Source organism: Aquincola tertiaricarbonis (assembly GCF_000969605.1).
GTDB lineage: Bacteria > Pseudomonadota > Gammaproteobacteria > Burkholderiales > Burkholderiaceae_C > Aquincola > Aquincola tertiaricarbonis.
The window spans coordinates 246,247-267,823 of the sequence record NZ_JZUE01000004.1 but is presented as its reverse complement, the minus strand read 5'-3'; the positions used below and the strand labels follow the sequence as shown (position 1 = coordinate 267,823).

Here is a 21,577-nt window from a genome sequence, read left to right as displayed (position 1 = left end):
GCCTGAGGCGTGCGGCCGCCGCCGTCAGCGGATGCGCAGCTCGAACTCGGCGGCCAGCCCGCGGTAGCGGGCCATGCTCTGCGCGATGAACTCGTCCAGCTCCGGCCCGCTGCGCCAGAACGGATAGAGGCCGACGGCCTGCAGCTGCCGCGCGTGCTCGGGCGAGTGCTGCGCGCGCTCCAGCAGCTGCTGCCATTGGCGGAAGGCCTCGGGCGGCACGTCGCGGCCCATGTACAGGCCGCGGGCGGTGGCCCATTGCAGGTCGAAACCCTGCTCCAGCGCGGTGGGCACCCGCGCCAGCGGGCCGGGCAGGCGCTGCGGCGCCAGCACCGCCAGCACCCGCACGCCAGCGCTGCGCTTCAGGTGCTGGGCCACCTCGGCGGCATCGCCGGTGAACACCTGCACATGGCCGCCTTCCAGCGCGGACAGCGCATCGCCGCCGCCCTCGAAGGCCACGAAGCGGATGATGCGGTGGCTGACGCCCGCGGCCCGCGCCAGCATCGCGGCCTTCACCCAGTCCTGGCTGCCGATGGTGCCGCCGGCGCCGATCACCACGCCCGAAGGCCTGGCCTTCAACGCGGCCACCAGCTCGCCCAGGTTCCGGTAGGGCGAGTCGCGCGCCACCGCGATCACGCCGTAGTCGGTGGCCACCGCGGCCAGCCAGCGTACGTCGCGCTCGGTGTGCGCGCCGAACTTGCCCTGGGCCAGGTTGAGCAGCGAGCCCGCCGAGAAGGCGACCACCGCGTTGCCGTCGGCCGGCCGGCGGTTGACCGCCGCCTCGAAGGCCACCGCGCCGATGCCGCCGGGCAGGTAGCTCAGCCGCATCGGCGGCGCGCCGGCGGGCCGCGGCGTGCTCTGCAGCATGGCCTGCACCAGCTGGCAGGTGAGGTCGAAGCCGCCGCCCGCCTTGGCCGGCACCACGCATTCGGGCCGGTCGTCGGGGCCGGCTGCCGCGGCGGGGCCGGCAAGGGCGAGGGCGATGCACAGCCCGCGAGAGAGGGCGCCCCTGGCGCCGGTGGCCCACGCGCGCCGCCTCATGCCGATGCCCCGTCCGCCGGCAACCCGGCGCTTGGCCACCACAGCCGCGCCAGCAGGCCGGGACCGTCCCCGGCCGGCTCCAGCACCAGCGTGCCGCCATGGCGCTCGGCGATGTTGCGGGCGATGGCCAGGCCCAGGCCGGCGCCGTTGCTGCCGCGGCCCTTGACGAAGCGCTGGCCGATGCGCGGCTGCACCGCCGCATCCAGGCCCGGGCCTTCGTCGCGCACCCACAGGCTGCAGCCGAAGCCGTCGGCGGCGGCGCCCAGGGTCACCTTGCCCTGCGCCGGGCTGTGCACGATGGCGTTGTGTACCAGGTTGCCGAAGGCCTCGCCCAGCAGCGTGGCGTCGCCGCGGGCCTGCGCCGGCGTGCCGGCGGCCGGCGGCTCCACGCCGAAGTCCAGCGAGCGGGCGCGGGCCTGGGGCAGCAGCTTCAGCGCCACCGTGCGCAGGAAGTCGCCCAGGTCGAAGGCGGCGGGCTGCAGCGCCACCGTGTCCGACCGCGCCATGGCCAGCAGCTGGTGGGTGCTGCGCACCGCGTCGTCCAGCTGCTGCGACAGCGCCTGCAGCGTGTGCCGCCACTGCTGCGGATCGGTCTCGCGCAGGCCGTAGTCGATCTGCGCGCGCAGCGTGGCCAGCGGCGTGCGCAGCTGGTGCGAGGCATCGTCGAGGAAGGCGCGCTCGCGCTGCAGCACCGCCTGCGTGCGGGCCATCTGCCGGTTCACCGCCTCGACCAGCGGCTGCACGTCGGCCGGCAGGCCGCGGCTTTCCAGCGGCCGCAGGTCGGCATCGCTGCGGCCGGCCACCTGCGCCGCCAGCACCGACAGCGGCCGCATCGCCCAGGCCATCAGCCCGGCCAGGCCCAGGCCCACCAGCGCGATCAGCGAGCCGTCGCGCAGCGTGGCCCGCCACATGAAGCTGCGGATGAACTCGCGCCGGTTGGCCAGGTTCTCGGCCACCTGGATCACCAGCTCGCGCACGCCGGAGCTGCTCAGCGGCTGCTCCAGCAGCCGCACGTAGGTGCCCACGCGCACCGCGTCGCCCAGGTAGGTGGCGTCGTAGAACACCGGCGTGCCGATGGCCGGCAGGGCCGGCGGCTTGGGCAGGTCGGGGCTGCCGATCTCCACCAGGCCGTCGGCGGTGGCCACGCGGAAGTACACGTCGCCGCGGGCGGTGAGCTGGAAGAACTCGAACAGCCGGTAGGGCAGTTCCACCGACAGCCCGCCCGAGGCGGTGGACACGTTGAGGTCCAGCGAGCGGATGGCGCCCAGCAGCGAACGGTCGTAGGCCGCATTGGCCGCCTCCAGCGCATCGGCGCGGGTGAGCGACAGCTCCACCGCGATGATGCCCGCCAGCCCCGGCAGCAGCAGCGCCAGCACCGTGGCCTTAAGCGTCAGGCGCCGGGTCTTCTTCCAGTACATAGCCCAGGCCCCGGTAGGTGGCGATGCGCACGCCGCTGTGCTCCAGCCGCTTGCGCAGCCGGTGCACCAGCACCTCCACCGCGGAGGGCAGCACGCTGTCGTCGTCGGTGAACACGCGGTCGAGGAGCTGCTGGCGCGTCAGCGGCTCGCCGCTGCGCTGCAGCAGGCTGCGCAGCAGCGCCTGCTCGCGCGGCGACAGCAGCAGCGGCTGGCCGGCCAGCGACAGCTGCCGGGTGACGGTGTCGAACACCAGCGGCCCGCAGGCCAGCCGCGGATGCTCCACGCCGCGGGCGCGGCGGATCAGCGCGGTCAGCCGCGCTTCCAGCTCGGCCAGGGCGAAGGGCTTGGCCAGGAAGTCGTCGGCGCCCTCGTTGAGCAGGCTCACCCGCTCGGCCAGCGAATCGCGGGCGGTGAGGATCAGCACCGGCAGCCGCTGGTCGCTGGCGCGCAGCTGCTGCAGCACCTGGTGGCCGCTGCGCCCGGGCAGGCCCAGGTCCAGCACCAGCGCGTCGTAGTCCTGCGATTGCAGCGCCCGCAGCGCCAGGCCGCCGTGGTCCACCCAGTCGACACGGAAGCCCGACTGGCCCAGGGCCTTGGCCAGCCACTGGGCCAGCGTGTGTTCGTCTTCGGCAAGCAGGATGCGCATGGCGGCGCCGATTCTCTGCCAAGCGCCCGGCGATGAAAGTGGTTTGAAAGGTGGCCGCAGGCACCATGGGCGCTTCAACCCCAAGAACCTGGAGACAAGCCCATGCACAACCCTCACATCACCCGCCGCAGCGCGCTGCTGGGCGCCGCCGGCCTGGGCCTGGGCGCGGCCTGGCCGCTGCGTAGCCAAGCGCAGGCCTGGCCGGCCAAGTCCATCCGCTTCGTGGTGCCGTTTGCGCCCGGCGGCAGCTCCGAGATCGTGGCGCGCGCCGCGGCGGCCGAGATGACCAAGCTGCTGGGCCAGAGCGTGTACGTGGACAACAAGCCCGGCGGCGCCGGCAACGTGGCGATGCAGGAAGTGGCGCGCGCCGAGGACCAGCACACCATCATCCTCGGCCACATCGGCACGCTGGCGGTCAACCCATTCATCTTCGACAAGCTGCCCTACGACGCCAACAAGGACTTCCGCCCGGTGAGCCTGCTGGCCAAGGTGCCCAGCCTGTACCTGGTGAACAACGACGTGCCGGCACGCAACCTGAAGGAGTTCGTGGCGCTGGCCAAGGCCAAGCCCGGCCAGCTGAACTACGGCTCGGCGGGCAACGGCAGCGCCGGCCACCTGGCCTTCGAGTACCTGAAGATGGCCACCGGCACCTTCATCACCCACGTGCCCTACCGCGGCACCGGTCCGCAGCTCACCGACCTGCTGGCCGGCCGGCTGGACGCCGCCTCGGTGGGCGCACCGGCGGTGATGCAGTTCATCAAGACCGGCAAGCTGCGCTGCATCGCCACCGGCACGCCGCAGCGCATCCCGCAGTTGCCCGACGTGCCCACGGTGGCGGAGCAGGGCTTCCCCGGCTTCGAGATGACGCAGTGGTACGGCCTGCTGGCCCCGGCCAGCCTGTCGCAGGGCGCGCTGGACACCCTGGCCGCGGCCGCCGCCAAGGCCATCACCTCGGCCACCGCGGTGGATCACCTCACCAAGGAAGCCGCCATCGCCGTGGGCAGCACGCCGGCCGAGTTCGCACGCTTCATCGGCGTGGAGCAGCAGCGCTGGAAGCCGGTGCTGGCGCGGGCGAAGGTGAAGCCGGACAACTGACCCGCCTGCGCCTCGAACGCGCCGTCGGCGTTCAGAGGTACTCGGCCTTCCAGCGAGCGGCGTCCGCCACCGCTTGCGCCAGCCGTCGCGCCTGCTCGGTCACGAAGCGGGCGATGCCGCGCACGAAGGCTTGTTCGGCTTCGCCTTGGTAGTCGGTGGCCTGGGCCTGGGCCGCTGCCTCGGCAACAGCCACTTTTGCAAGGCGCTGACCTTCGCGGCGCATCAGCTGGCGGTCGATGCCGCAGCGCGCAGCGAAGTCCGCCAACGCAAACGGCGAAACATGGGCATGGCTGAACTCGTCGCCCCAGGCCATGGCCAGCTCGGTGTCGAAGCCGCCGTACTGCAGGACGCTCACCAGGTCGTACCAGGGGGCGGGTTCCAGCAGGCCGCCCGGGCGGACGAAGAACGAGAAGTTCTTGCCGTGCGCATCGCTGTTGCCGATGAGGAACTGGAAAAGTGCCCAGCGCAGCATGGCCAGCCGCGCGGTGGCCTTGGAGGCCGTGAGTTCGACGCAGCCGAACAATCGCTCGAAGCTCACGCCATCGCGGATGTGCCGCACGGCAGATGCGTTGCCCAGGTTGCGTTCGTACTTGTAGGCGACCGACAGGTCACAGGCCTGGCAGGCGTCGATGATGTGCCTCCGGAGAACCGCCGTCTGGCCGTCGGCTTGCTCCACTGCACGGTCGAAGCGCCGCACGACCAGCACGGGCCGGGGCGTGCGCAGCAGGCCCACTTCGGCGGCCGGCAGGCCCATGCGGCGGGCCAGTGACATGCAGAAGTGCTCATTGACCACCAGGTGGGGCGTCTGGGGATTGGTGGCGTCGGGCTTGAGGATGTGCGTAGATGCCAGCCGCTGCCCATCCACCAGAAACAGCCGCCCGCCGTCCGCCAGGGGCCGGTCGAGGTAGACCAGCAGCTTGTCCTGCAGCCCGGCCACCGACATGCGCACCTGGCCGTCCCAGACGTTCAGCGGCACATGGTTGCGCTCGGCAATGCGCTGTTCGAGTTCCTGCAGGGGAATTTCGCGCAGCCGCGGCTCGCCGGCGGCGGGCGACGCCGCGGAATCGCCGGTAAAGCGCAAGGCGCCCGCCGTCTCCGCACCCAGTGCCCAGATGAGGCCGAAGACGTTGGTTCTCGTGAGGCCGTTGTAGGCGACCGCCACGTCCAGCGCCCTGCCTTCGGGCAACAGATGCTCGATGAAGCGCTTGATGGATGCTGAGGCGTAGCCGTCCGTCGGGCGCTTCAAGGGCAGCGTTGGTGACAGTGGGTAGGCATACGCTTCGGCGACCCAAGGCTCGGCATAGCTCAGACTCCAGCGGTCGTCGCGCCCCTCGTGTTCGATCCTGGCGATGGGGGTGTCCCCTGCCCAGACGCGCAGTGCATGGCTCACGGGTGCCGCCTCAGTCCTGGCTGTCGGCCTGACGGGTCCACGGGTGCTCCTTGGGAAGCACCATCAGAGCGAGGCCCAGCCCATCCAGCACGGCCAGCGCCTTGTCCAGGCGCACCGACCCTCGGCCGTTCTCCAGCCGGGACATCAGATCCACCGACACGCCGAGCAGCGCGGCGGCATCGTCGATGCGCAAGGCCTGCGATTTGCGTCGCTCTCGCACGAGCGGGCCGAGCACAGGCGCTGACGTCAGCAGGACAGGTCGGCGGCTGGATGCATCGCTCATTTCGGAATTTCAGTCGTGAGCTGGGAAAGCTCGTTCCCTGCAAGTCTATTGCTGATATTCCGAAACTGACGCCGTATCAACTCGGATGTACTCCAAATTTCGGCGAATCCGAAACTAATTGAAGTCCAGCACCGAATGCCTGCGCCGCCCCACGCTCACCTCGCCGTGGCGGCGCACCAGCTCCACCGGCGTGTCGTGGCCCAGGAACAGCAGCGGGCTGGCGGTCAGGCCGTAGGCGCCTGACTGGCCTACGCCGATCAGGTCGCCCGGCTGCGGCGTGGGCAGGGTGGCATCCACGCCCAGCAGGTCGGTGGGATTGCAGGACGGGCCGGCCACCTGGCAGGCCGTCGGCTCGGCCTCGGGCCGGCTGAGGTTGAACAGCGGGAAGTTGCCCCGCAGCGCCGCACCGAAGGTGCCGGCCGCGGCCAGCTGGTGGTTCAGGCCGCCGTCGCACACCACGTAGGCCTTGCCGCGCGAGGCCTTGGTGTCCACCACGCGGGTGACGTACACGCCGGCCTCGGCCGTGAGGTAGCGGCCCAGCTCGAACAGCAGCGTGCCCATGGGAAAGCGCTGCCGCCAGGCCTGGAAGTCGGGCTGCAGCATCCCGCCGGCCGCGGCCAGGTCCAGCAGCTTGCGCTCGGCGGACTGCCCCAGGCCGAAGCCACCGCCCAGGTTGAGCAACCGGCTTACCAGGCCGTGGCGGTCAGCCAGCTGCCCGGCGATGCGCAAGGTGTCGCGCGTGGTCTCGGCCACGACCGCGGCGTCGAAGCACTGGCTGCCCACATAGGCATGCAGGCCCTGGAACTGCAGGGCCGGGCCGTGGGCCTGCAGGCGGGCCACGGCCTCGTCCAGCGCGGCCTCGTCGATGCCGAACTGCACCGGCCGGCCGCCCATCTTCACGCCGTAGCCGCGGTTGGGCGCGATGGGGTTCACCCGCAGCAGCACCCGGGCCGGCCGGTCGAGCCGGCGCGCCAGCGCGGCGCAGCGGTCCAGCTCCCGCAGCGATTCGCAGCTGATGCCGCCCACGCCGGCGGCGATGGCGTCCTGCAGTTCCTCGTCCGTCTTGCCCGGGCCGGCGAAGCTCATCGCCGCCGGATCATGGCCGGCCAGCCGGGCCTGCGCCAACTCGCCGCCGGAGGAGATGTCCAGCCCGTCCACCACGCCGGCCAGCGCCCGCAGCAGGCCCAGGTTCGGGTTGGCCTTGACCGCGTAATACACCTGAGCCAGGCCGCCGAAGGCCTCGCGCACCGCCTGCACCCGCTGGGCCACCACGTCGGCATCCAGCAGGTACAGCGGCGTGCCGTGCGCTTCGGCCAGCGCCTGCCATTGCGCGGGCGGCGTGGCCGTCCAGTCCACCGCGGGCAGCAGGGCGGCGGTCATGGGTGCACCTCTTCGGTGGCGGTGATGCCGGCCACCCAGATCTCGTAGCGGCTGTCCACCTGCACCCGCGGCGCGGGCGTGCCGGGGCGTTGCAGCAGCGCCAGCAGCCGGGCCACCACCGGCGGCTCCATCAGCTGGCCGGCGCCGCCGGTCAGCAGCACCTGGGCCACCGCGTCCAGCTGGCCGGTGGGCAGTCCCGGGCCGTGGCCGCGGGCGAAGCGGTCCAGCGCCAGGAACAGGCAGCCATGCGCCAGCAGCGCCGGCGTGGGTTCGGCCTCGCCTTCGCGCAGCGCCGCATACAGGCCGCGCACGTCGCTGCCGTGGCAGGCCACCAGGAATTCATACAGCTGCGGATGGCTGCGCAGCTGCTGCAGCAAGGTGTCGCGCGAGGCCACGATGCCCAGGTCGGCGAACACATAGCGCGCCACCGACACGCCGCTGGCCGGCCGGGCCGGGCTGTCCTCGGCCACCAGCTCCACGGTGTAGTGCAGGTCGGTGGTGGCGCCGCCCACGTCCAGCGCCAGGCAGTTGCCCACCACCGGCAGGCCGGTCTGGCCCAGCACTGCGCGCAGGAAGCCGCGGCTGGCCACCTCCGGCGTGGGCCGGATGCGGTGGGCGATGGAAGGTGGCAGCTCGCTCACGCCTTCCTTGAACACCAGGTCGGCCAGGTAGGCGCGGCGCACGCACTCGAACACGCTGCCCACGCGGTTGCTCAGGCTGTCGCCCTGCGGGTTGGCTATCACCAGCGCCTGCGGATGGCGCTGTCGGAAGGCTTCGGCAAGGTGGCGGTTGCCCGCATACACCAGCGCGCCGTGCGGATAGCGGCCGATGTCGAAGCCGGCCAGCCGCTGGGCCATCGGCCCGGCGTCCTCGCAGTCGATGCCGCCGCCCACCAGCAGCAGGTCGACCCGGCGCAGGTCGCCGCGGGCCTCGTCGAAGGCATGCACGTATTCGGGGTTGGCGCCGGCCAGCAGCACCTGGTTGCGCAGCGCTGCACCGCTGAACAGCGGGCTCAGGCACACGATGCCCACGCGCAGGCCGCCGTTGGCGGACGAGCAGGCCAGCACCGGCTGCTGGTCGGGGTCGATGCCGTGCTCGGCCAGCAGCGCCATCACCTGGCGGCGGATGCCGGCCTGGAAGTCGCGCGGATAGAAGCGCTGCTCGGCCAGGCCGCCGGCGTCGTCCAGCCAGGCCAGCTTGACGACGGTGGAGCCGATGTCCAGCGCGATGCGCGCGGGTGGCAGGCGGGCGTGGTCGTTGAACATGGAGCTGCTCACACCATCATCGAGATGTCGGCCAGCATGCGCCGGTAGGTCTTCTCGCCGTTGTCGGGCCGGGCATCGATGGCGCGCCGCTCGGCGGCGATGGCCTGCGGGGGCAGCGGCAGCGCACCGGGGTCGGCGATGCGGATGGACTGCTGCGCATCGCGCATCGTCACCAGCTTGTTGGCATTGTCGGCATGCGGCGAGAAGGGCAGGTCGATCCAGCCCATCTGGAAGGCGCGGTACACGCTCTCCCAGAACATGTCGCCGGACAGGCCGTAGATGGCCTGCAGCAGGCTGCGCACCTCGCTCTCGATCAGCGCGGCCTCGGCATCGATCTGCGGCGAGGCGGTGCCGCCCGGCAGCGCGAAGGTGCGCAGCACGTAGCGCACCGCATCCACCGCCTGCGCATTCACCTCGGGCCGGGGCACGCCGAAGGCCTCGTCCACCGTCTTGACCACGATCTTGTCGGCATCGATGGCGCCGGCCACCACGGCCGAGCCGGCGATCAGCGCGGCCGCCCGCTCGCGCTGCATCGGGAACTGGCCCATCCACTGGTGGTAGACCAGACGCAGCTGCACGTCGGCGAAGCCGTGCTCGTCCAGCGCCTCGCGGGCCAGCGCCCGCAGCACGCGCGCGGTGGCCACGTCCTGCACGAAGGAGCCGGTCTGGCCGAAGCTCACGGCGAAGGACATCACGCCCTGCTCGGCCGCCAGCAGCGCTTCGGCGATCTGCACCGTGATGGCGATGACCGGCGGCACCAGCGTGGCGCTCAGCGGGCCGAAGCTCTCGCGATGCACCGGCCGGCCGGGCGTGGAGTACAGCGCGCACACCCGGTCCACGTACTGCCAGTGCAGCAGCGCCCGGTCCAGCGGAAAGCCTTCGGAGTAGGGCAGGCAGTAGCACAGCCCGCCGCCTTCGATCTCCACGATGCCCGAGGCGATGGCCAGCTCCACCAGCAGCCGCGCATCGGGCGTGCCGTGGCGCAGGCTCACCGGCTTGTCCAGCCCTTCGTACAGCTGCCGCGTGAGCTCATGGCCATGGCACACCAGCGGGTAGCCGTTGAGCAGGCTGCGGCCTTCCTCCTCGCTGCGGCGCAGCAGCTGCATCGCGGTGTCGTACTGGTTGTGGCGGGTGCAGCTGTCGATGGTCAGCGGGATGAAGTCGGCACCGGCGTCGCTGAGCGCGCGGGTGAGCATCAGCTGCTCGTCGAAGGTGGGCACGCCGCCGCGCGGCTGGATCAGCGGCAGCGGGCCGCGGCTGCCGTACATCGTGCTGGGAAAGCGCTGCGCCGGCAGGCCGGCCAGGTGGCGCGCCACCTCGGCCGGGTCCAGCCCGCGGGCCAGCGGATGGGCCAGCACCTGCGCACGCTGGCTGTCGATATGGGGCAGGCGGGCATCAATGCTGGGTCGGGCCATGCTGCAGGTCCTCGAACAGGTCGTTGATGGCCGCGCCGATGTCGGGCCGCTGGTGGTACACGCGGTCGAAGCCGTAGCCCTTGAACAGGGCCACCACCTCGGCCTCCGGCCGGTTGCCCACCACCACGTTGCCGCCCACGTACAGCAGCACCCGGCCCAGGCCCAGGCGCTGCAGCTGCTCGCGCAGGCCGGCGCACCAGTACTCGCCCTCGCCGTTGAGCGAGCTGACGAAGATGGCGTCGGCATTGACCTCCAGCGCGGCCTGGCAGAAGTGCTCCGGCCGGTTGCGGGTGCGCAGGTTGAACACCTGGCAGCCCGATTCTTCCAGCGCCAGCTGCATGATGCGGTTGCCCACGATGTGGATGTCGTCGCCGATGACGCCGATGACGATGCGGGGTGGCTGCTGCGGCATGGCTCGCGTGCCCGTCAGGCCGCCGGCGGCGTGGCGGCCAGCCGCTCCAGCGCGGCCTGCTTGATGGCCTTGCGGTCCAGCTTGCCGGCATTGCCCAGGATGGGGAAGCCGTCGAAGTGCAGCAGCAGCGCCGGCACCATGTGGCTGGGCAGGCCGCCCTTGAGGAACTGGCGGAACACCGCCTCCGGCAGCGGCTTGCCGCTGACGGTGGTGTAGGCGCAGGCCACGTCCTCGCCCACGCTGATGTTGGGCACCGCGAAGGCCACCGCCTCCACCACCTCGGGATGGCGCACCACCTCGATCTCCACCTCGGTGGGGCTGACGCGGAAGCCCTTGGTCTTGATCATGTCGTCGGCGCGGGCGACGAAGTAGATGAAGTCGTTCTCGTCCCGGTACACCCGGTCGCCGGAGAACACCAGCGTCTCGCCGGGAAAACGCGGATGTGTCCTGAAGGTCTTGGCGGTGTTCTCCGGGTCGTTCCAGTAGCCCTTGGTGACGGTGGCGCCGCGCTGCACCAGCTCGCCCACCACATGCGGCGGGCATTCGTCGCCGTTCTCGTCCAGCACCATCACCTGGCAGTCGGGGATGCTGCGGCCCACCGACTGCGGATGGCTGGCCAGCTTGTCCGGCGGCAGGTAGGTGGCGCGGAAGGCCTCGGTGAGGCCGAACATCGAATAGACCTGCGCCTGCGGGAAGGCGCCGCGCAGGTCGGAGATCATGTCGTCGGACAGCCGCCCGCCGGTGGAGCACACGTAGCGCAGGGCGGAGAAGTCGAAGGCCGCGGTGTTCACCTTGAGCCGGCGGTCGAACATCTTGGTGATGAAGACCGGCATCACCGGCAGCGCGGTGATGCGCTCCTTGGCCATCATCGCGAACAGGTCGTTGGGCAGGGCCAGCTCATGCAGCACCAGGGTGCAGCCCTGGCGGATGGTCTGCCAGATCTGGTTCATGCCGTAGTCGAAGTTGAACGACAGCATGCAGCCGATGCGGTCGTCCTCCCGCGTGCCCAGGTACTCGGCCACGATGTCCGCGCCCTCGGCCAGGTTGCGGTGCGAGATGAGGATGCCCTTGGGCCGGCCGGTGGAGCCCGACGAATAGATGATGGCCGCGTTGTCGTTGCCGATGCGGTCGAAGATGTTGCGCGGCTGGGTGAAGCGGCGCAGGTAGGGCAGGTTGGGCCAGTCGTTGCTCACCTCGCCGTGGCCGGTGATCAGCCGCGTGATGCCGGCGAAGTCGCTCACCTCGCCCAGCCGGTCGGCGTCGGTCACCATCGCGGCCATGCCCGAGTTCTCGATGATGTGGCGGATGTTGGGCGCCTTCAGCCGCGGCAGGATGGGCACCACCACCGCATTCGCATGCAGCACGCCCAGGATGGCCAGCACCTGGTCGATGGTCTTTTCCATGCAGATGCCCACGCGGTCGCCGGGCTGCAGGCCCATCTCGCGCAGGCACAGCGCGGTGGCCTGGGCCTGCGCCTGCAGCTCGCCGAAGGTGATGGAACGCTCGCGCGAGACGATGGCCACCTTGTCGGGCAGGCGCTGCGCGGTCTGGGCCAGGTAGCGGGGAATGGAAGCGGGCATGGCGAATTCAGGCGGTGGCGGTACGGCGCTTGATCAGCGCCACCAGGCTGGACAGGCGGGCCAGGTTGTCGCGCACCAGGTCCTCGCCCTCGAACTCGACGCCGAACTGTTCCTGCGCATGCATGGCCAGCGAGACGATGTTGAAGCTGTCCAGCACGCCGGCCTGCAGCAGGTCCTCGTCGGGGTCGATGGGGCCGGTGTAGCCGGTTTCCTCGCGGATCCAGGCGATCAGGGTGTCGATGTCAGTCATGGGGCGGCTCGCGTTTCAGGGAAGGCGGGGCGGGCACGGCGCTGCTGGCGGGCGCGGCCTGCTGCAGCACCTGCGGCTGGAGGTGCAGCGGCACGCGGCCGGTGGTGGTCACGGCCAGCCACGGGCGCACGGTGGCCACCATCAGCTCCACCGGTCCGGCATGCAGGAACACGGCACGGCCCACGCGCTTCCAGCCCAGGTGCGCATGCGCCTTGCGGGAGGCCAGGTTGAAGCGGGTGAGGCGGCTGAAGGTGTAGCGGATGCCCTGCGCATGCAGGTACTGGTTGGCGCCGTGCCACACCGCCATGAAGCCGATGCCCATGCGGTGGGCCGGCATCACGTAGAGGTCGAAGTCGAAGATGGAGGCGGCTGCCGGCTGCAGGTGGTAGGTGCAGCGCACCTCGTCCTCCTCGTAGCGGGCGGCGCAGAACCACAGGTAGCCGATCAGCTCGCCACGGCGCCACACGCCCAGGCAGCGGGCACCCTGGGCGAAGCGTGCGGCCTTGATGTCCTCGCGCGCCGGCATCAGCGCCAGCGCCGGGTGGCCGGGGCCGATCTCGTCGAACTGCAGGTCGCGCACGAGCTTGGGGCCCAGCAGCGCCCGGCCGGTGATGGGCTGCACCATCAGCTCGTACACATACAGCCCCAGCCGGGGCGACAGGCTGCGCAGCAGGCGGTCGATGAGGTAGAGGCTGCCGGCCAGCCCGCCGAATTCACGGAAGGGGGATGCCAGCCGCCCCCACAACGACGAGGGCGGTGCGCCTGCGCCGCTCACGCCGGTGCGCGTGCAGATGGGGTGGCGGTGCGGACGGCGCGGGGCCGGTGGAATGGGTGCGGTACTTCGACTGCCACTTGCGTACTCCCTGCCTGGCTGCCCATGTCTTTGTGCAGGCAAGAATAGCGCAACGCAAGCTGCGAACTTAGGGGTGAAGACCCGGTACCCGCCGCATCAGGTGCCCAGGGCGTCGAGCAGGCTGTCGCTGATCTGGGCCGCCTCGTCGAAGCGCACCACGCGGTTGCGGCCGCTGCGCTTGGCCGAGTACAGCGCCACGTCGGCGGCATGGGTGGCGGCGGCCGCGTCGCGGAAGGCCTCGGCCCGGGTCGCCAGGCCCACGCTCACCGTCACCGTGCCCACCGCGGCGATGGGATGGGCCTGCACCGCGGCGCGCAGCTTCTCCGCGGCCAGCAGGCCGCCGGCGGCATCGGTATCGGGCAGCAGCACGATGAATTCCTCGCCGCCGGTGCGGGCCACGAAGTCGGTGGTGCGCAGGGTGCGCTGCAGCACCTGCGCCACCTCGGCCAGCACGGTGTCGCCCACCGCATGGCCGTGCTGGTCGTTCACCCGCTTGAAGTGGTCGATGTCCAGCACCAGCAGCGCCAGCGGCAGCTGGCTGCGGCGGTGGCGCGCCACCTCGGACTGCAGCCGCTCGTCGGCGGCGCGGCGGTTGGGCAGGCCGGTGAGGGCGTCGCGCCGGGCCAGCAGCGTCAGCTCGGCATTGGCGTCGGCCAGCGCCTGGGTGCGCTCGGCCACGCGGGCTTCCAGCGTCTCGTTGGCCGTGCGCAGCGAGCGTTCGCGCGTGGCCAGCGTGGCCATCATGGTGGTGAGCGCGGCATTCAGGCTGCGCACCTCGCTGGCGCCGCTGGGCGCCGGCAGCTGCACGTCGGTCTCGCCCGCGCCGATGCGGCGCGCGGCCGCATGCAGCGCGGTGAGCGGCCGGCTCAGGTTGCCGGCCATCCACCAGGCCAGCACCGCGGCCAGCAGCGACAGGCCCAGCCCCGACCACCACACCACCCGCTGCGCCGCATAGGCCGGGCGCAGCGCCTCGCTGGCGGGCTGGCGCACCACCACCTTCCAGCCCAGCCGGTTGGGCCCGGCATTGGCTTCCACCGGGGTGACGGCGGTCAGGTAGTCGGTGCCGTCAGGCCATTCCAGCAGCGCCGGCGCATGGGCCGCCCGGTCCAGCTGCGGCACGGTGTCGTCGGACGGCGCATCCAGCGGCAGCAGGATGGCATTGCCGGTGGCGTCGACGATGTACACCCGCACGCCGTGCTGGCGTGCGTCGTTGCTGCGCAGCAGGGCGATGATCTCGCGGCCCCAGTCCCAGTTCACATGGGCGCCGATGACCGCCACCACGCGGCCGTTGCCGTCGGTCAGCGGCGCGGCGAAGTCGATGAAGCGCGGCGGCGCGCCATCGGCCGCCGGCGGCAGCATGGCGGCCAGCAGCTTGGCCTTGTGCACGTCACCGGTGTAGGGCGCCTGCAGGCCGTGGCGGAACCACGGCCGCTCGGCCACGCTCTGGCCCACCAGCATGTGGCGGGTGGCGGCCAGCACCTGGCCGTCGGTGCGGGCCATGCCGATCCAGCTGTAGTGGGCGCGGTTGGCGGCGATGCGGTCCAGGCTGCGGTCGTCGATCGTGCGCGGGCCGGCGGCATACGGATACAGGTCGCCTTCGGCCAGGCGGGCGATCTCGTCCAGCCGCTCGTCCAGGCCCTGGCCCATCAGGCTGGCGATGCCGCGCCCCAGGTTGTGCAGCGCCCGGCCCTGCTCGGCAGCCAGCTGCCGCGACATGCTGGCACCCACCATCCAGGACAGGCTGCCCATGCTGCCGAGCAGCAGCAGGGCCATCAGCACGGCAAGGCGGAGACGAAAACTTCTGAACATGGGCTGGCGGCCGGCTGACCCGGCCGCGCGAGGAGGACGACCGCAGGCTTATCGACCGGCCGCCGCCCCGCATGAGCCCTTGTTACCTTTTGAGGGCGGCGCTGCGGTTCAGCCGCACCGTCAGCAGCCACAGCAGCACGCCCACGCCCAGCAGGATGCCGGCGATCTCGTACTGCACCGTGGCGCGGCCGGTCCACGGCCCCACCAGGAAGGCGCAGGACAGCGCCCCCAGCACCGGCAGCAGCGTCGGTGTCTTGAAATGCTTGTGGTTGACCTTGTCCTTGCGCAGCACCAGCACCGACACGTTGACCACGGTGAACACGCACAGCAGCAGCAGCGCGGTGGTGCCGCCCAGGGCCGGCACCTCGCCCACGAAGAGGATGAGCCCGAAGGCCAGCAGCGTGGTGAAGCCGATGGCCACGTAGGGCGTGCGGCGCGTGGCATGCACCTGGCCCAGGGCGGCGGGCAGCACCTGCTCGCGCGCCATGCCGTACACCAGGCGGCTGGCCATCAGCATGTTGATCAGGGCGCTGTTGGCCACCGCGAACATGGTGATCACGCCGAAGATGCCCAGCGGGAAGGAGGGTGCGCCGGCCTGCACCACCTGCAGCAGCGGCGTCTCGCCCTCGCCCAGCTTTTCCGGCGACACCAGCGTGATGGCCGAGACCGACACCAGCACGTAGATGATGCCGGTGATGACCAGCCCGCCCAGCAGCACCTTCGGGAAGTGGCGCACCGGGTCCTTGCATTCCTCGGCCATGTTCACCGAGTCCTCGAACCCCACCATGGCGAAGAAGGCCAGCGTCGTGGCCGCGATGACGGACCAGAACATGCCGCCGTCCACCGCCGGCTTGAACTGGGTGATGCGCGACACGTCGCCATTGCCCTGGGTGATGGCCCACAGGCCGATGCCGATGATGAGCAGCAGGCCGGACAGCTCCACGCAGGTGAGCAGCACGTTCACCTTCACGCTTTCGCCCACGCCGCGGAAGTTGACCGCCGCCACCAGCGCCATGAAGCCCAGGCCCACCGCGGTGATGGCAAAGCCGCCTTCGAATCCCAGCCCGAAGGCCTGCGACAGGTTGGCCGCGAAGGCGCGCGAGGCGGTGGAGGCCGAGGTGATGCCCGAGCACATCACCGCGAAGGCCACGATGAAGGTGATGAAGTGGATGCCAAAGGCCTTGTGCGCATACAGCGCCGCGCCGGCGGCCTTGGGGTACTTGGTCACCAGCTCCAGGTAGCTGAAGGCGGTGATCACCGCCACGACGAAGGCCACCAGGAACGGCAGCCACACCACGCCGCCCACCTGCTTGGCCACCTGGCCGGTGAGCGCATAGATGCCGGTGCCCAGGATGTCGCCGACGATGAACAGCAGCAGCAGCCAGGGGCCCATCACCCGGTGCAGGCTGGGCTCGGCGGTGGGGTTGGCCTGCGGGCCTGCCAGGGAATCGGCCGTCTGCTGCGTCATCGTCGCTCCTCTCGTTGTGCGCGCCTGCGGCACTTGGCGTGCCTGCGGCGCGCACACGGCGCCCGGACCGCGGTCACACGGCGCTGCGGTGGCGTTCGATGCAGGTGTCCAGCACCCGTTCGCCGGGCTGCTGCCACCAGTGCTCGGAGAAGATCTCCACCTCGGCAAAGCCGCGGTAGCCGGCGGCCTCCACGGCCGCGCGCAGGGCCTTCAGCTCGATCACGCCGTCGCCCATCATGCCGCGGTCGTTCAGCAGGTCGCGCGTGGGCACCAGCCAGTCGCACACGTGGTAGGCCAGCAGGCGCTGCGCGCCGGCGCGCTCGATCTGCTGCTGCAGCTTCGGGTCCCACCACACGTGGTAGGCGTCCAGGGCCACGCCCAGGGCGCCGCTGCGATCGGGGTCGAGCTCGTCGCACAGGTCCAGCGCCTGCTCCAGCGTGTTGATGCAGGCACGTTCGGCGGCCTGCATCGGGTGCAGCGGCTCGATGGCCAGCGGCATGCCGACCTGCCTGGCGTAATCCAGGCTGGCGGCGATGCCGTCGCGCACCTCTGCGCGGGCGCGTGCCAGGCTTGTATAGACAGGCTGGCCGGCCAGCGCGCCGGGGGTTGTGCCGGGAAGGGAGCCCACCACCAGCACCAGGCAGGGCGCGCCCAGCGTCCTGGCCTCGTCGATCGCGCGGCGGTTGTCGTCCAGCGCCGCCTGCAGGCCGGCGGCATCGGCGGCCGGGTAGAAGCCGCCGCGGCAGTAGCCCGACAGCTGCATGCCGTGCGCGCGCAGCTGCCGCGCGGTGGCCTCCAGGCCCACCGCGGCCACCTGGTCGCGCCAGGGGCTGATGGCGCGGATCTCGCGCCGCGCGCATTCGTCGATGATGCGGTCCAGCGGCCATTGCTTGCGCACCGTGGCGGTGTTGATCGACAGCCACTGGTGGCTGTCGCTGAAGTCGCGGCTCATGTTCAAGCGTCCACCCCATGCAGCGCCAGCAGCGTGCGCATCCGTTGCGCGGCCAGCGCCGGGTCGTCCAGCAGCCGCGCCGCATCGGCCAGGCGGAACAGCTCGGCCAGGTGCACCATTGACCGGGTGCTCTGCTGCCCGCCCACCATCGTGAAGTGCTGCTGGTGGCCGTTGAGCCAGGCCATGAACACCACGCCGGTCTTGTAGAAGCGCGTGGGCGCCGCGAAGATGTGGCGCGACAGCGGCACCGTGGGCGTCAGGATCTCGTGGAAGCGCGCTTCGTCGCCCGCGGCCAGCGCACTCAGCGCCGCGCTGGCCGCCGGCGCGATGGCGTCGAAGATGCCCAGCAGCGCATCGCTCTGCCCATGCACCTTGGCCGGCCCGTGGCCGTCGCCGGCGATCAGCTCCGCATAGTTGAAGTCGTCGCCGGTGTACATGCGCACGCCTTGCCCATCGGCCCCGCCGGTGGCGGGCAGGCGGCGGCGCATCGCGATTTCCTTGTCCTTGTCCAGCAGGCTGATCTTGATGCCGTCCACCTTGTCGGCATGCGCCTCGATGATGCCCAGCGCCGTGTCCATCGCGGCCTGCACGTCGCTGCCGCCGCCCCAGTAGCCGGCCAGCGCGGGGTCGAACATCTCGCCCAGCCAGTGCAGGATGACCGGCTGCCGCGCCTGGCGCAGGATGCGGCCGTACACCCGCTCATAGTCGGCCGGGCCGCTGGCCACCCGGGCCAGCGCGCGGCTGGCCATCACGATCAGCCGGCCGCCCAGGGCCTCGATGGCCTCCATCTGTTCCTCGTAGGCGCGGATCACGTCGTCCACGCTGCGCACCGCGTCCAGCGCCAGGTGGTCGGTGCCGCAGCCGCTGGCCACCAGCGCCCCCGGATGGTCGCGTGCCGCATCCAGGCTGCGGCGGATCAGCTCCAGCGAGGTGGGCCAGTCCAGGCCCATGCCACGCTGGGCGGTGTCCATCGCCTCGGCCACGCCCAGGCCCAGGCTCCACAGCCGCTGGCGGTAGGCGATGGTGGTGTCCCAGTCGATGGCGCATTGCAGCCACGGGTCGACGGCGGCCAGCGGATCGGCCACCACATGCGCGGCCGAGTAGGCGATGCGGTTGAAGGGCAGGCGGCCTGCGCCGCGCGCGGCGGCGAGCGGGGCCGCGGCCTGCAGCGTGTAGGGCCGCAGCAGGCCGTCGGCGGTGGGCAGGGAGAGCGTGATGGCCATGCCGCCCACCTACACCTGCAGCGCCGGCACGTCGATCCAGCGGCGTTCCTTCCAGCTCCTGGTGGCGGCCTCCACCAGCTGCACGCCCTTGGCGCCTTCGGGCAGCGTCCACTGGTAGGGCGCGTCCTCCACCACGTGGCGGATGAAGTGCTCCCACTGGATCTTGAAGCCGTTGTCGTAGGCCTGGGTGTCGGGCACCTCCTGCCACTGGTCGAAGAAGGGCATGGTCTGCTTGACGTCGGGGTTCCACACCGGCCGCGGCGTGGTCACGCGGGATTGCGCGCGGCAGTCGCTCAGGCCGGCCACGGCCGAGCCGTCGGTGCCATCGACATGGAAGGTCACCAGGTCATCGCGCCGCACCCGGGTGGCCCAGCTCATGTTGAGCTGCGCGATCACCGGCTCGCCGTTGTGGCCCACCAGCTCTGCGGTGGCATAGGCGGCGTCGTCGGCGGTGGCCTTGTACGGCTGGCCGGCTTCGTCCCAGCGGGTGGGGATGTGGGTGGCGCCGATGCAGGAGATGCTCTTGACCTGGCCGAACAGGTTGTCCAGCACGTAGCGCCAGTGGCACATCATGTCGAGGATCATGCCGCCGCCGTCTTCCTTGCGGTAATTCCAGCTCGGGCGCTGGATCGGCTGCAGGTCGCCCTCGAAGACCCAGTAGCCGAACTCCAGCCGCACGCTGAGCATGCGGCCGAAGAAGCCGGCGCGGCGCAGCATGTCCAGCTTGCGCAGGCCGGGCAGGAACAGCTTGTCCTGCACCGCGCCGTGCTTCAGGCCCGAGGCCTGCGCCACCTGGGCGATCTCCAGCGCCTCGGCCAGCGTGGTGGCGATGGGCTTCTCGCAGTACACATGCTTGCCGGCGCGCAGCGCCTGCGCCAGCAGCTGCGGCCGCATCTGCGTGGTGCCGGCGTCGAAGAACACGCTGTCGGCCTTGTCGGCCAGCGCCGCCTCCAGGTTGGTGCCGAAGCGGTTGATGCCATGGGCCCGTGCCAGCGCCTCGATCTTCTCGGCATTGCGGCCGATCAGGATGGGGTCGGGCATCACCTTGTCGCCGTTGGCCAGGGTGACGCCGCCTTGCGCGCGGATCGCCACGATGGAGCGGATCAGGTGCTGGTTCATGCCCATGCGGCCGGTGACGCCATGCATCACGATGCCGAGCCGTTGAGTGGCCATCTTCGAGTACTCCGGGTTGCGTTATTGCGGGGACAGGCCGGCGGCCTTGACGAGCTTGGCATTGGCCGCGATCTCGTCCTTGATGTACTGGTCGAACTGCTCGGGCTGCATCGTCCACGGGTCGGCGCCCAGCTTGGCAAAGCGCTCCTTCACCTCGGGCGAGGCCAGGGCCTTGGCCACTTCGTCATGCAGCTTCTTCACGATGTCGCGCGGGGTCTTGGCCGGGGCCATCATCCCGATCCAGAAGTTGAATTCCGAGCCCGGCACGCCGGCCTCGGCGGTGGTGGGCACGTCGGGCAGCGCGGCCGAGCGCTTGGGCGAACCCACCGCCAGCGCCAGCAGCTGCCCGTCCTTGATCTGGCCGATCACCGGCGCGATGGGCGAGAAGTAGTAGTCCACCCGGCCGCCCAGCACCTCGCTCACCGCCTCGGCCGAGCCCTTGAACGGGATGTTGGTGGCCTCGATGTGGGCGGCCAGCTTGAACTTCTCGGCATTCAGGTGCGTGGCGCTGCCCTGGCCGGCCGAGGCGTAGTTGAAGCTGCCCGGCTTGGCACGCGCCGCGGCCAGCAGGTCGGGCAGCGACTTCACGCCCTTGGCCGGCGAGATCACCATCACGTTGGCCAGCGAGGCGATCGGCGTGATGCCGGCGAAGTCGGCCTGGGTGTCGAACGGCAGCTTGGCGAAGGTCCAGGGGCTGACGGTGTGCGACGACGAATGGATCATCAGCGTGTAGCCGTCGGGGGCCGCGGTGGCCACCATCTGCTGGCCGATGGTGCCGCTGGCGCCGCCGCGGTTGTCCACGATCACCTGCTGGCCCAGGCTGGCGCTGAGCTTGTCGCTGATCGCGCGGGCCATGATGTCGGTGGTGCTGCCGGCCGCGAACGGCACGATCACGCGGATGGGCTTGGTGGGGTAGCCGTTCTGCGCGGCGGCGGGGCCAGCAGCGGCCAGCAACCCCCAGAACATCGCGGCGGAGGACAGCACCAGGGCGGTGCGGCGTACAGGCTTCATCGCGGTCTCCTCGAACTTCTAATTCACTGGATGGTGAATTGATTCTAGGAGGACCGTCCGCACCGCGTACAGGCGGCGCGGCTTGGGAATTACCCGAAGGGCTAGATCAGCACATAGCCCAGGATCACGTCGCTCATGTGCGAGAGCCGCTGCTGCAGCGCCTTGGCCGCCATCAGGTCGCGCCCGAAGATGGCGGAGAGCGTGTGGTTGTTCGACAGGTAGAAGTACGCCATCCCGGCGATGGACACGTACAGCTGCAGCGGGTCCACCCCGCCGCGGAAGCTGCCTTCGCGCCGGCCGCGCTCCAGGATCTCGCCCAGCGTCTCGATCAGCGGCGTGTTCAGCTCCCGCGCGCGCTGCGAATCCGTCAGGTGCCGCGCGCGGTGCAGGTTGGCGCTGTTGAGCAGCGTCAGGAACTCGGGGTGCGCCAGGTAGTAGTTCCAGGTGAATTCCACCAGCCGCCGCACCGCGTCGGCCGGCGGCAGGTCGAGCAGGTGCAGGTCTTGTTCGGCGGCGCGGATGTCGCGGTAGGCCTGCTCCAGCACCGCCTGGAACAGCCGCTCCTTGTCGGCGAAGTAGTAGTAGATGAGCCGCTTGTTCAGGCCCGCCCGCTCGGCGATGCGGTCCACCCGCGCGCCGCCCAGGCCGTGTTCGGCGAACTCGTCGCGGGCGGCAGCCAGGATGGTGGCCTGCGATCGGTCGGCGTCGCGCAGGCGCTCGTCGGTGGGGGTAGATGGCTCGGTGCTCATTCGGATGCAGTTAACCAGTCAGTGAATTATGCGGCGCGCAGGCAGGGCGCGGCGCGGCCGATTGTGGTGGCAGCGTCGGCGCTGTCCGACGAGCGCCAGCGTGGCGCGCCGATACACGCGGCCACAACCGTCCCCGACCATGAGGCTTGCCGTTTCCCGGCGGCGGG

20 protein-coding genes are annotated in these 21,577 nt (G+C 71.0%); 1 reads left to right on the top strand and 19 read right to left on the bottom strand.

Going from position 1 to position 21,577, the window contains the following annotated elements:
- Positions 1 to 24: 24 nt before the first annotated feature.
- The 3 genes from VO99_RS06975 to VO99_RS06965 are packed head-to-tail and all read right to left on the bottom strand — an operon-like array spanning position 25 to position 3,102.
- Positions 25 to 1,038: a tripartite tricarboxylate transporter substrate binding protein gene (locus VO99_RS06975; protein ID WP_046112175.1), complete on the bottom strand. Its 1,014-nt coding sequence runs from the start codon at positions 1,036 to 1,038 to the stop codon at positions 25 to 27.
- Positions 1,035 to 2,456: a sensor histidine kinase gene (locus VO99_RS06970; RefSeq protein WP_046112071.1), complete on the bottom strand. Its 1,422-nt coding sequence runs from the start codon at positions 2,454 to 2,456 to the stop codon at positions 1,035 to 1,037. Before VO99_RS06970 ends, VO99_RS06975 begins: the two co-directional genes overlap by 4 nt.
- Positions 2,422 to 3,102, bottom strand: a complete 681-nt coding sequence (locus VO99_RS06965) for a response regulator (RefSeq protein WP_046112174.1) — start codon at positions 3,100 to 3,102, stop codon at positions 2,422 to 2,424. Before VO99_RS06965 ends, VO99_RS06970 begins: the two co-directional genes overlap by 35 nt.
- 102 nt (positions 3,103 to 3,204) lie before the next feature.
- Between VO99_RS06965 and VO99_RS06960 the strand changes: the two genes are divergently transcribed.
- Positions 3,205 to 4,197, top strand: coding sequence for a Bug family tripartite tricarboxylate transporter substrate binding protein (locus tag VO99_RS06960; RefSeq protein ID WP_046112070.1), 993 nt, complete (start codon positions 3,205 to 3,207; stop codon positions 4,195 to 4,197).
- Between the two features lie 31 nt (positions 4,198 to 4,228).
- Here the strand turns inward: VO99_RS06960 and VO99_RS06955 are convergent, their stop codons facing one another.
- The 16 genes from VO99_RS06955 to VO99_RS06880 form a co-directional block, all read right to left on the bottom strand.
- On the bottom strand, positions 4,229 to 5,587 hold the full coding sequence (locus VO99_RS06955; RefSeq protein WP_046112069.1) for a HipA domain-containing protein: 1,359 nt from the start codon (positions 5,585 to 5,587) through the stop codon (positions 4,229 to 4,231).
- A 10-nt stretch (positions 5,588 to 5,597) separates the two neighbouring features.
- Positions 5,598 to 5,870: a helix-turn-helix domain-containing protein gene (locus VO99_RS06950; RefSeq protein WP_046112068.1), complete on the bottom strand. Its 273-nt coding sequence runs from the start codon at positions 5,868 to 5,870 to the stop codon at positions 5,598 to 5,600.
- 114 nt (positions 5,871 to 5,984) lie between these two features.
- Positions 5,985 to 7,250 carry an alanine racemase gene (locus tag VO99_RS06945; protein WP_046112067.1) on the bottom strand — a complete coding sequence of 422 codons (1,266 nt, stop codon included), beginning with the start codon at positions 7,248 to 7,250 and terminating at the stop codon, positions 5,985 to 5,987.
- A complete protein-coding gene (locus VO99_RS06940) occupies positions 7,247 to 8,515 on the bottom strand; it encodes a glutamate mutase L (protein WP_046112066.1) in 1,269 nt (422 codons plus the stop codon). The genes VO99_RS06945 and VO99_RS06940 overlap by 4 nt, the downstream gene beginning before the upstream one ends.
- Positions 8,516 to 8,523: 8 nt before the next feature.
- Positions 8,524 to 9,930 carry a methylaspartate mutase subunit E gene (locus VO99_RS06935; protein WP_046112065.1) on the bottom strand — a complete coding sequence of 469 codons (1,407 nt, stop codon included), beginning with the start codon at positions 9,928 to 9,930 and terminating at the stop codon, positions 8,524 to 8,526.
- Entirely contained in the window at positions 9,911 to 10,342 is a 432-nt protein-coding gene (glmS, locus tag VO99_RS06930) for a methylaspartate mutase subunit S (RefSeq protein ID WP_046112064.1), read from the bottom strand. Before glmS ends, VO99_RS06935 begins: the two co-directional genes overlap by 20 nt.
- A 14-nt stretch (positions 10,343 to 10,356) precedes the next feature.
- A complete protein-coding gene (locus VO99_RS06925; protein ID WP_046112063.1) occupies positions 10,357 to 11,922 on the bottom strand; it encodes an AMP-binding protein in 1,566 nt (521 codons plus the stop codon).
- A 7-nt stretch (positions 11,923 to 11,929) separates the two neighbouring features.
- Positions 11,930 to 12,172 (bottom strand): acyl carrier protein, encoded by a 243-nt coding sequence (locus tag VO99_RS06920; RefSeq protein ID WP_046112062.1) that lies wholly within the window; start codon positions 12,170 to 12,172, stop codon positions 11,930 to 11,932.
- Positions 12,165 to 12,947, bottom strand: a complete 783-nt coding sequence (locus VO99_RS28665) for a GNAT family N-acetyltransferase (RefSeq protein WP_157039473.1) — start codon at positions 12,945 to 12,947, stop codon at positions 12,165 to 12,167. Before VO99_RS28665 ends, VO99_RS06920 begins: the two co-directional genes overlap by 8 nt.
- Before the next feature lie 174 nt (positions 12,948 to 13,121).
- Positions 13,122 to 14,798: a sensor domain-containing diguanylate cyclase gene (locus VO99_RS06910; protein ID WP_232315285.1), complete on the bottom strand. Its 1,677-nt coding sequence runs from the start codon at positions 14,796 to 14,798 to the stop codon at positions 13,122 to 13,124.
- 118 nt (positions 14,799 to 14,916) lie between these two features.
- Positions 14,917 to 16,302 (bottom strand): APC family permease, encoded by a 1,386-nt coding sequence (locus VO99_RS06905; RefSeq protein WP_046112060.1) that lies wholly within the window; start codon positions 16,300 to 16,302, stop codon positions 14,917 to 14,919.
- 73 nt (positions 16,303 to 16,375) lie between these two features.
- Complete coding sequence (locus VO99_RS06900) at positions 16,376 to 17,254, bottom strand: sugar phosphate isomerase/epimerase family protein (protein WP_046112059.1); 879 nt, start codon at positions 17,252 to 17,254, stop codon at positions 16,376 to 16,378.
- A gap of 2 nt (positions 17,255 to 17,256) precedes the next feature.
- The gene (locus tag VO99_RS06895) at positions 17,257 to 18,477 is read right to left on the bottom strand and encodes a dihydrodipicolinate synthase family protein (protein WP_046112172.1); all 1,221 of its coding nucleotides are present in this window, start codon (positions 18,475 to 18,477) and stop codon (positions 17,257 to 17,259) included.
- A gap of 9 nt (positions 18,478 to 18,486) precedes the next feature.
- The gene (locus tag VO99_RS06890; RefSeq protein ID WP_046112058.1) at positions 18,487 to 19,650 is read right to left on the bottom strand and encodes a Gfo/Idh/MocA family protein; all 1,164 of its coding nucleotides are present in this window, start codon (positions 19,648 to 19,650) and stop codon (positions 18,487 to 18,489) included.
- Between the two features lie 21 nt (positions 19,651 to 19,671).
- Positions 19,672 to 20,661, bottom strand: coding sequence for a tripartite tricarboxylate transporter substrate binding protein (locus VO99_RS06885; protein WP_046112057.1), 990 nt, complete (start codon positions 20,659 to 20,661; stop codon positions 19,672 to 19,674).
- 101 nt (positions 20,662 to 20,762) lie between these two features.
- A complete protein-coding gene (locus VO99_RS06880) occupies positions 20,763 to 21,410 on the bottom strand; it encodes a TetR/AcrR family transcriptional regulator (protein WP_046112056.1) in 648 nt (215 codons plus the stop codon).
- Between the last annotated feature and the right edge of the window lie 167 nt (positions 21,411 to 21,577).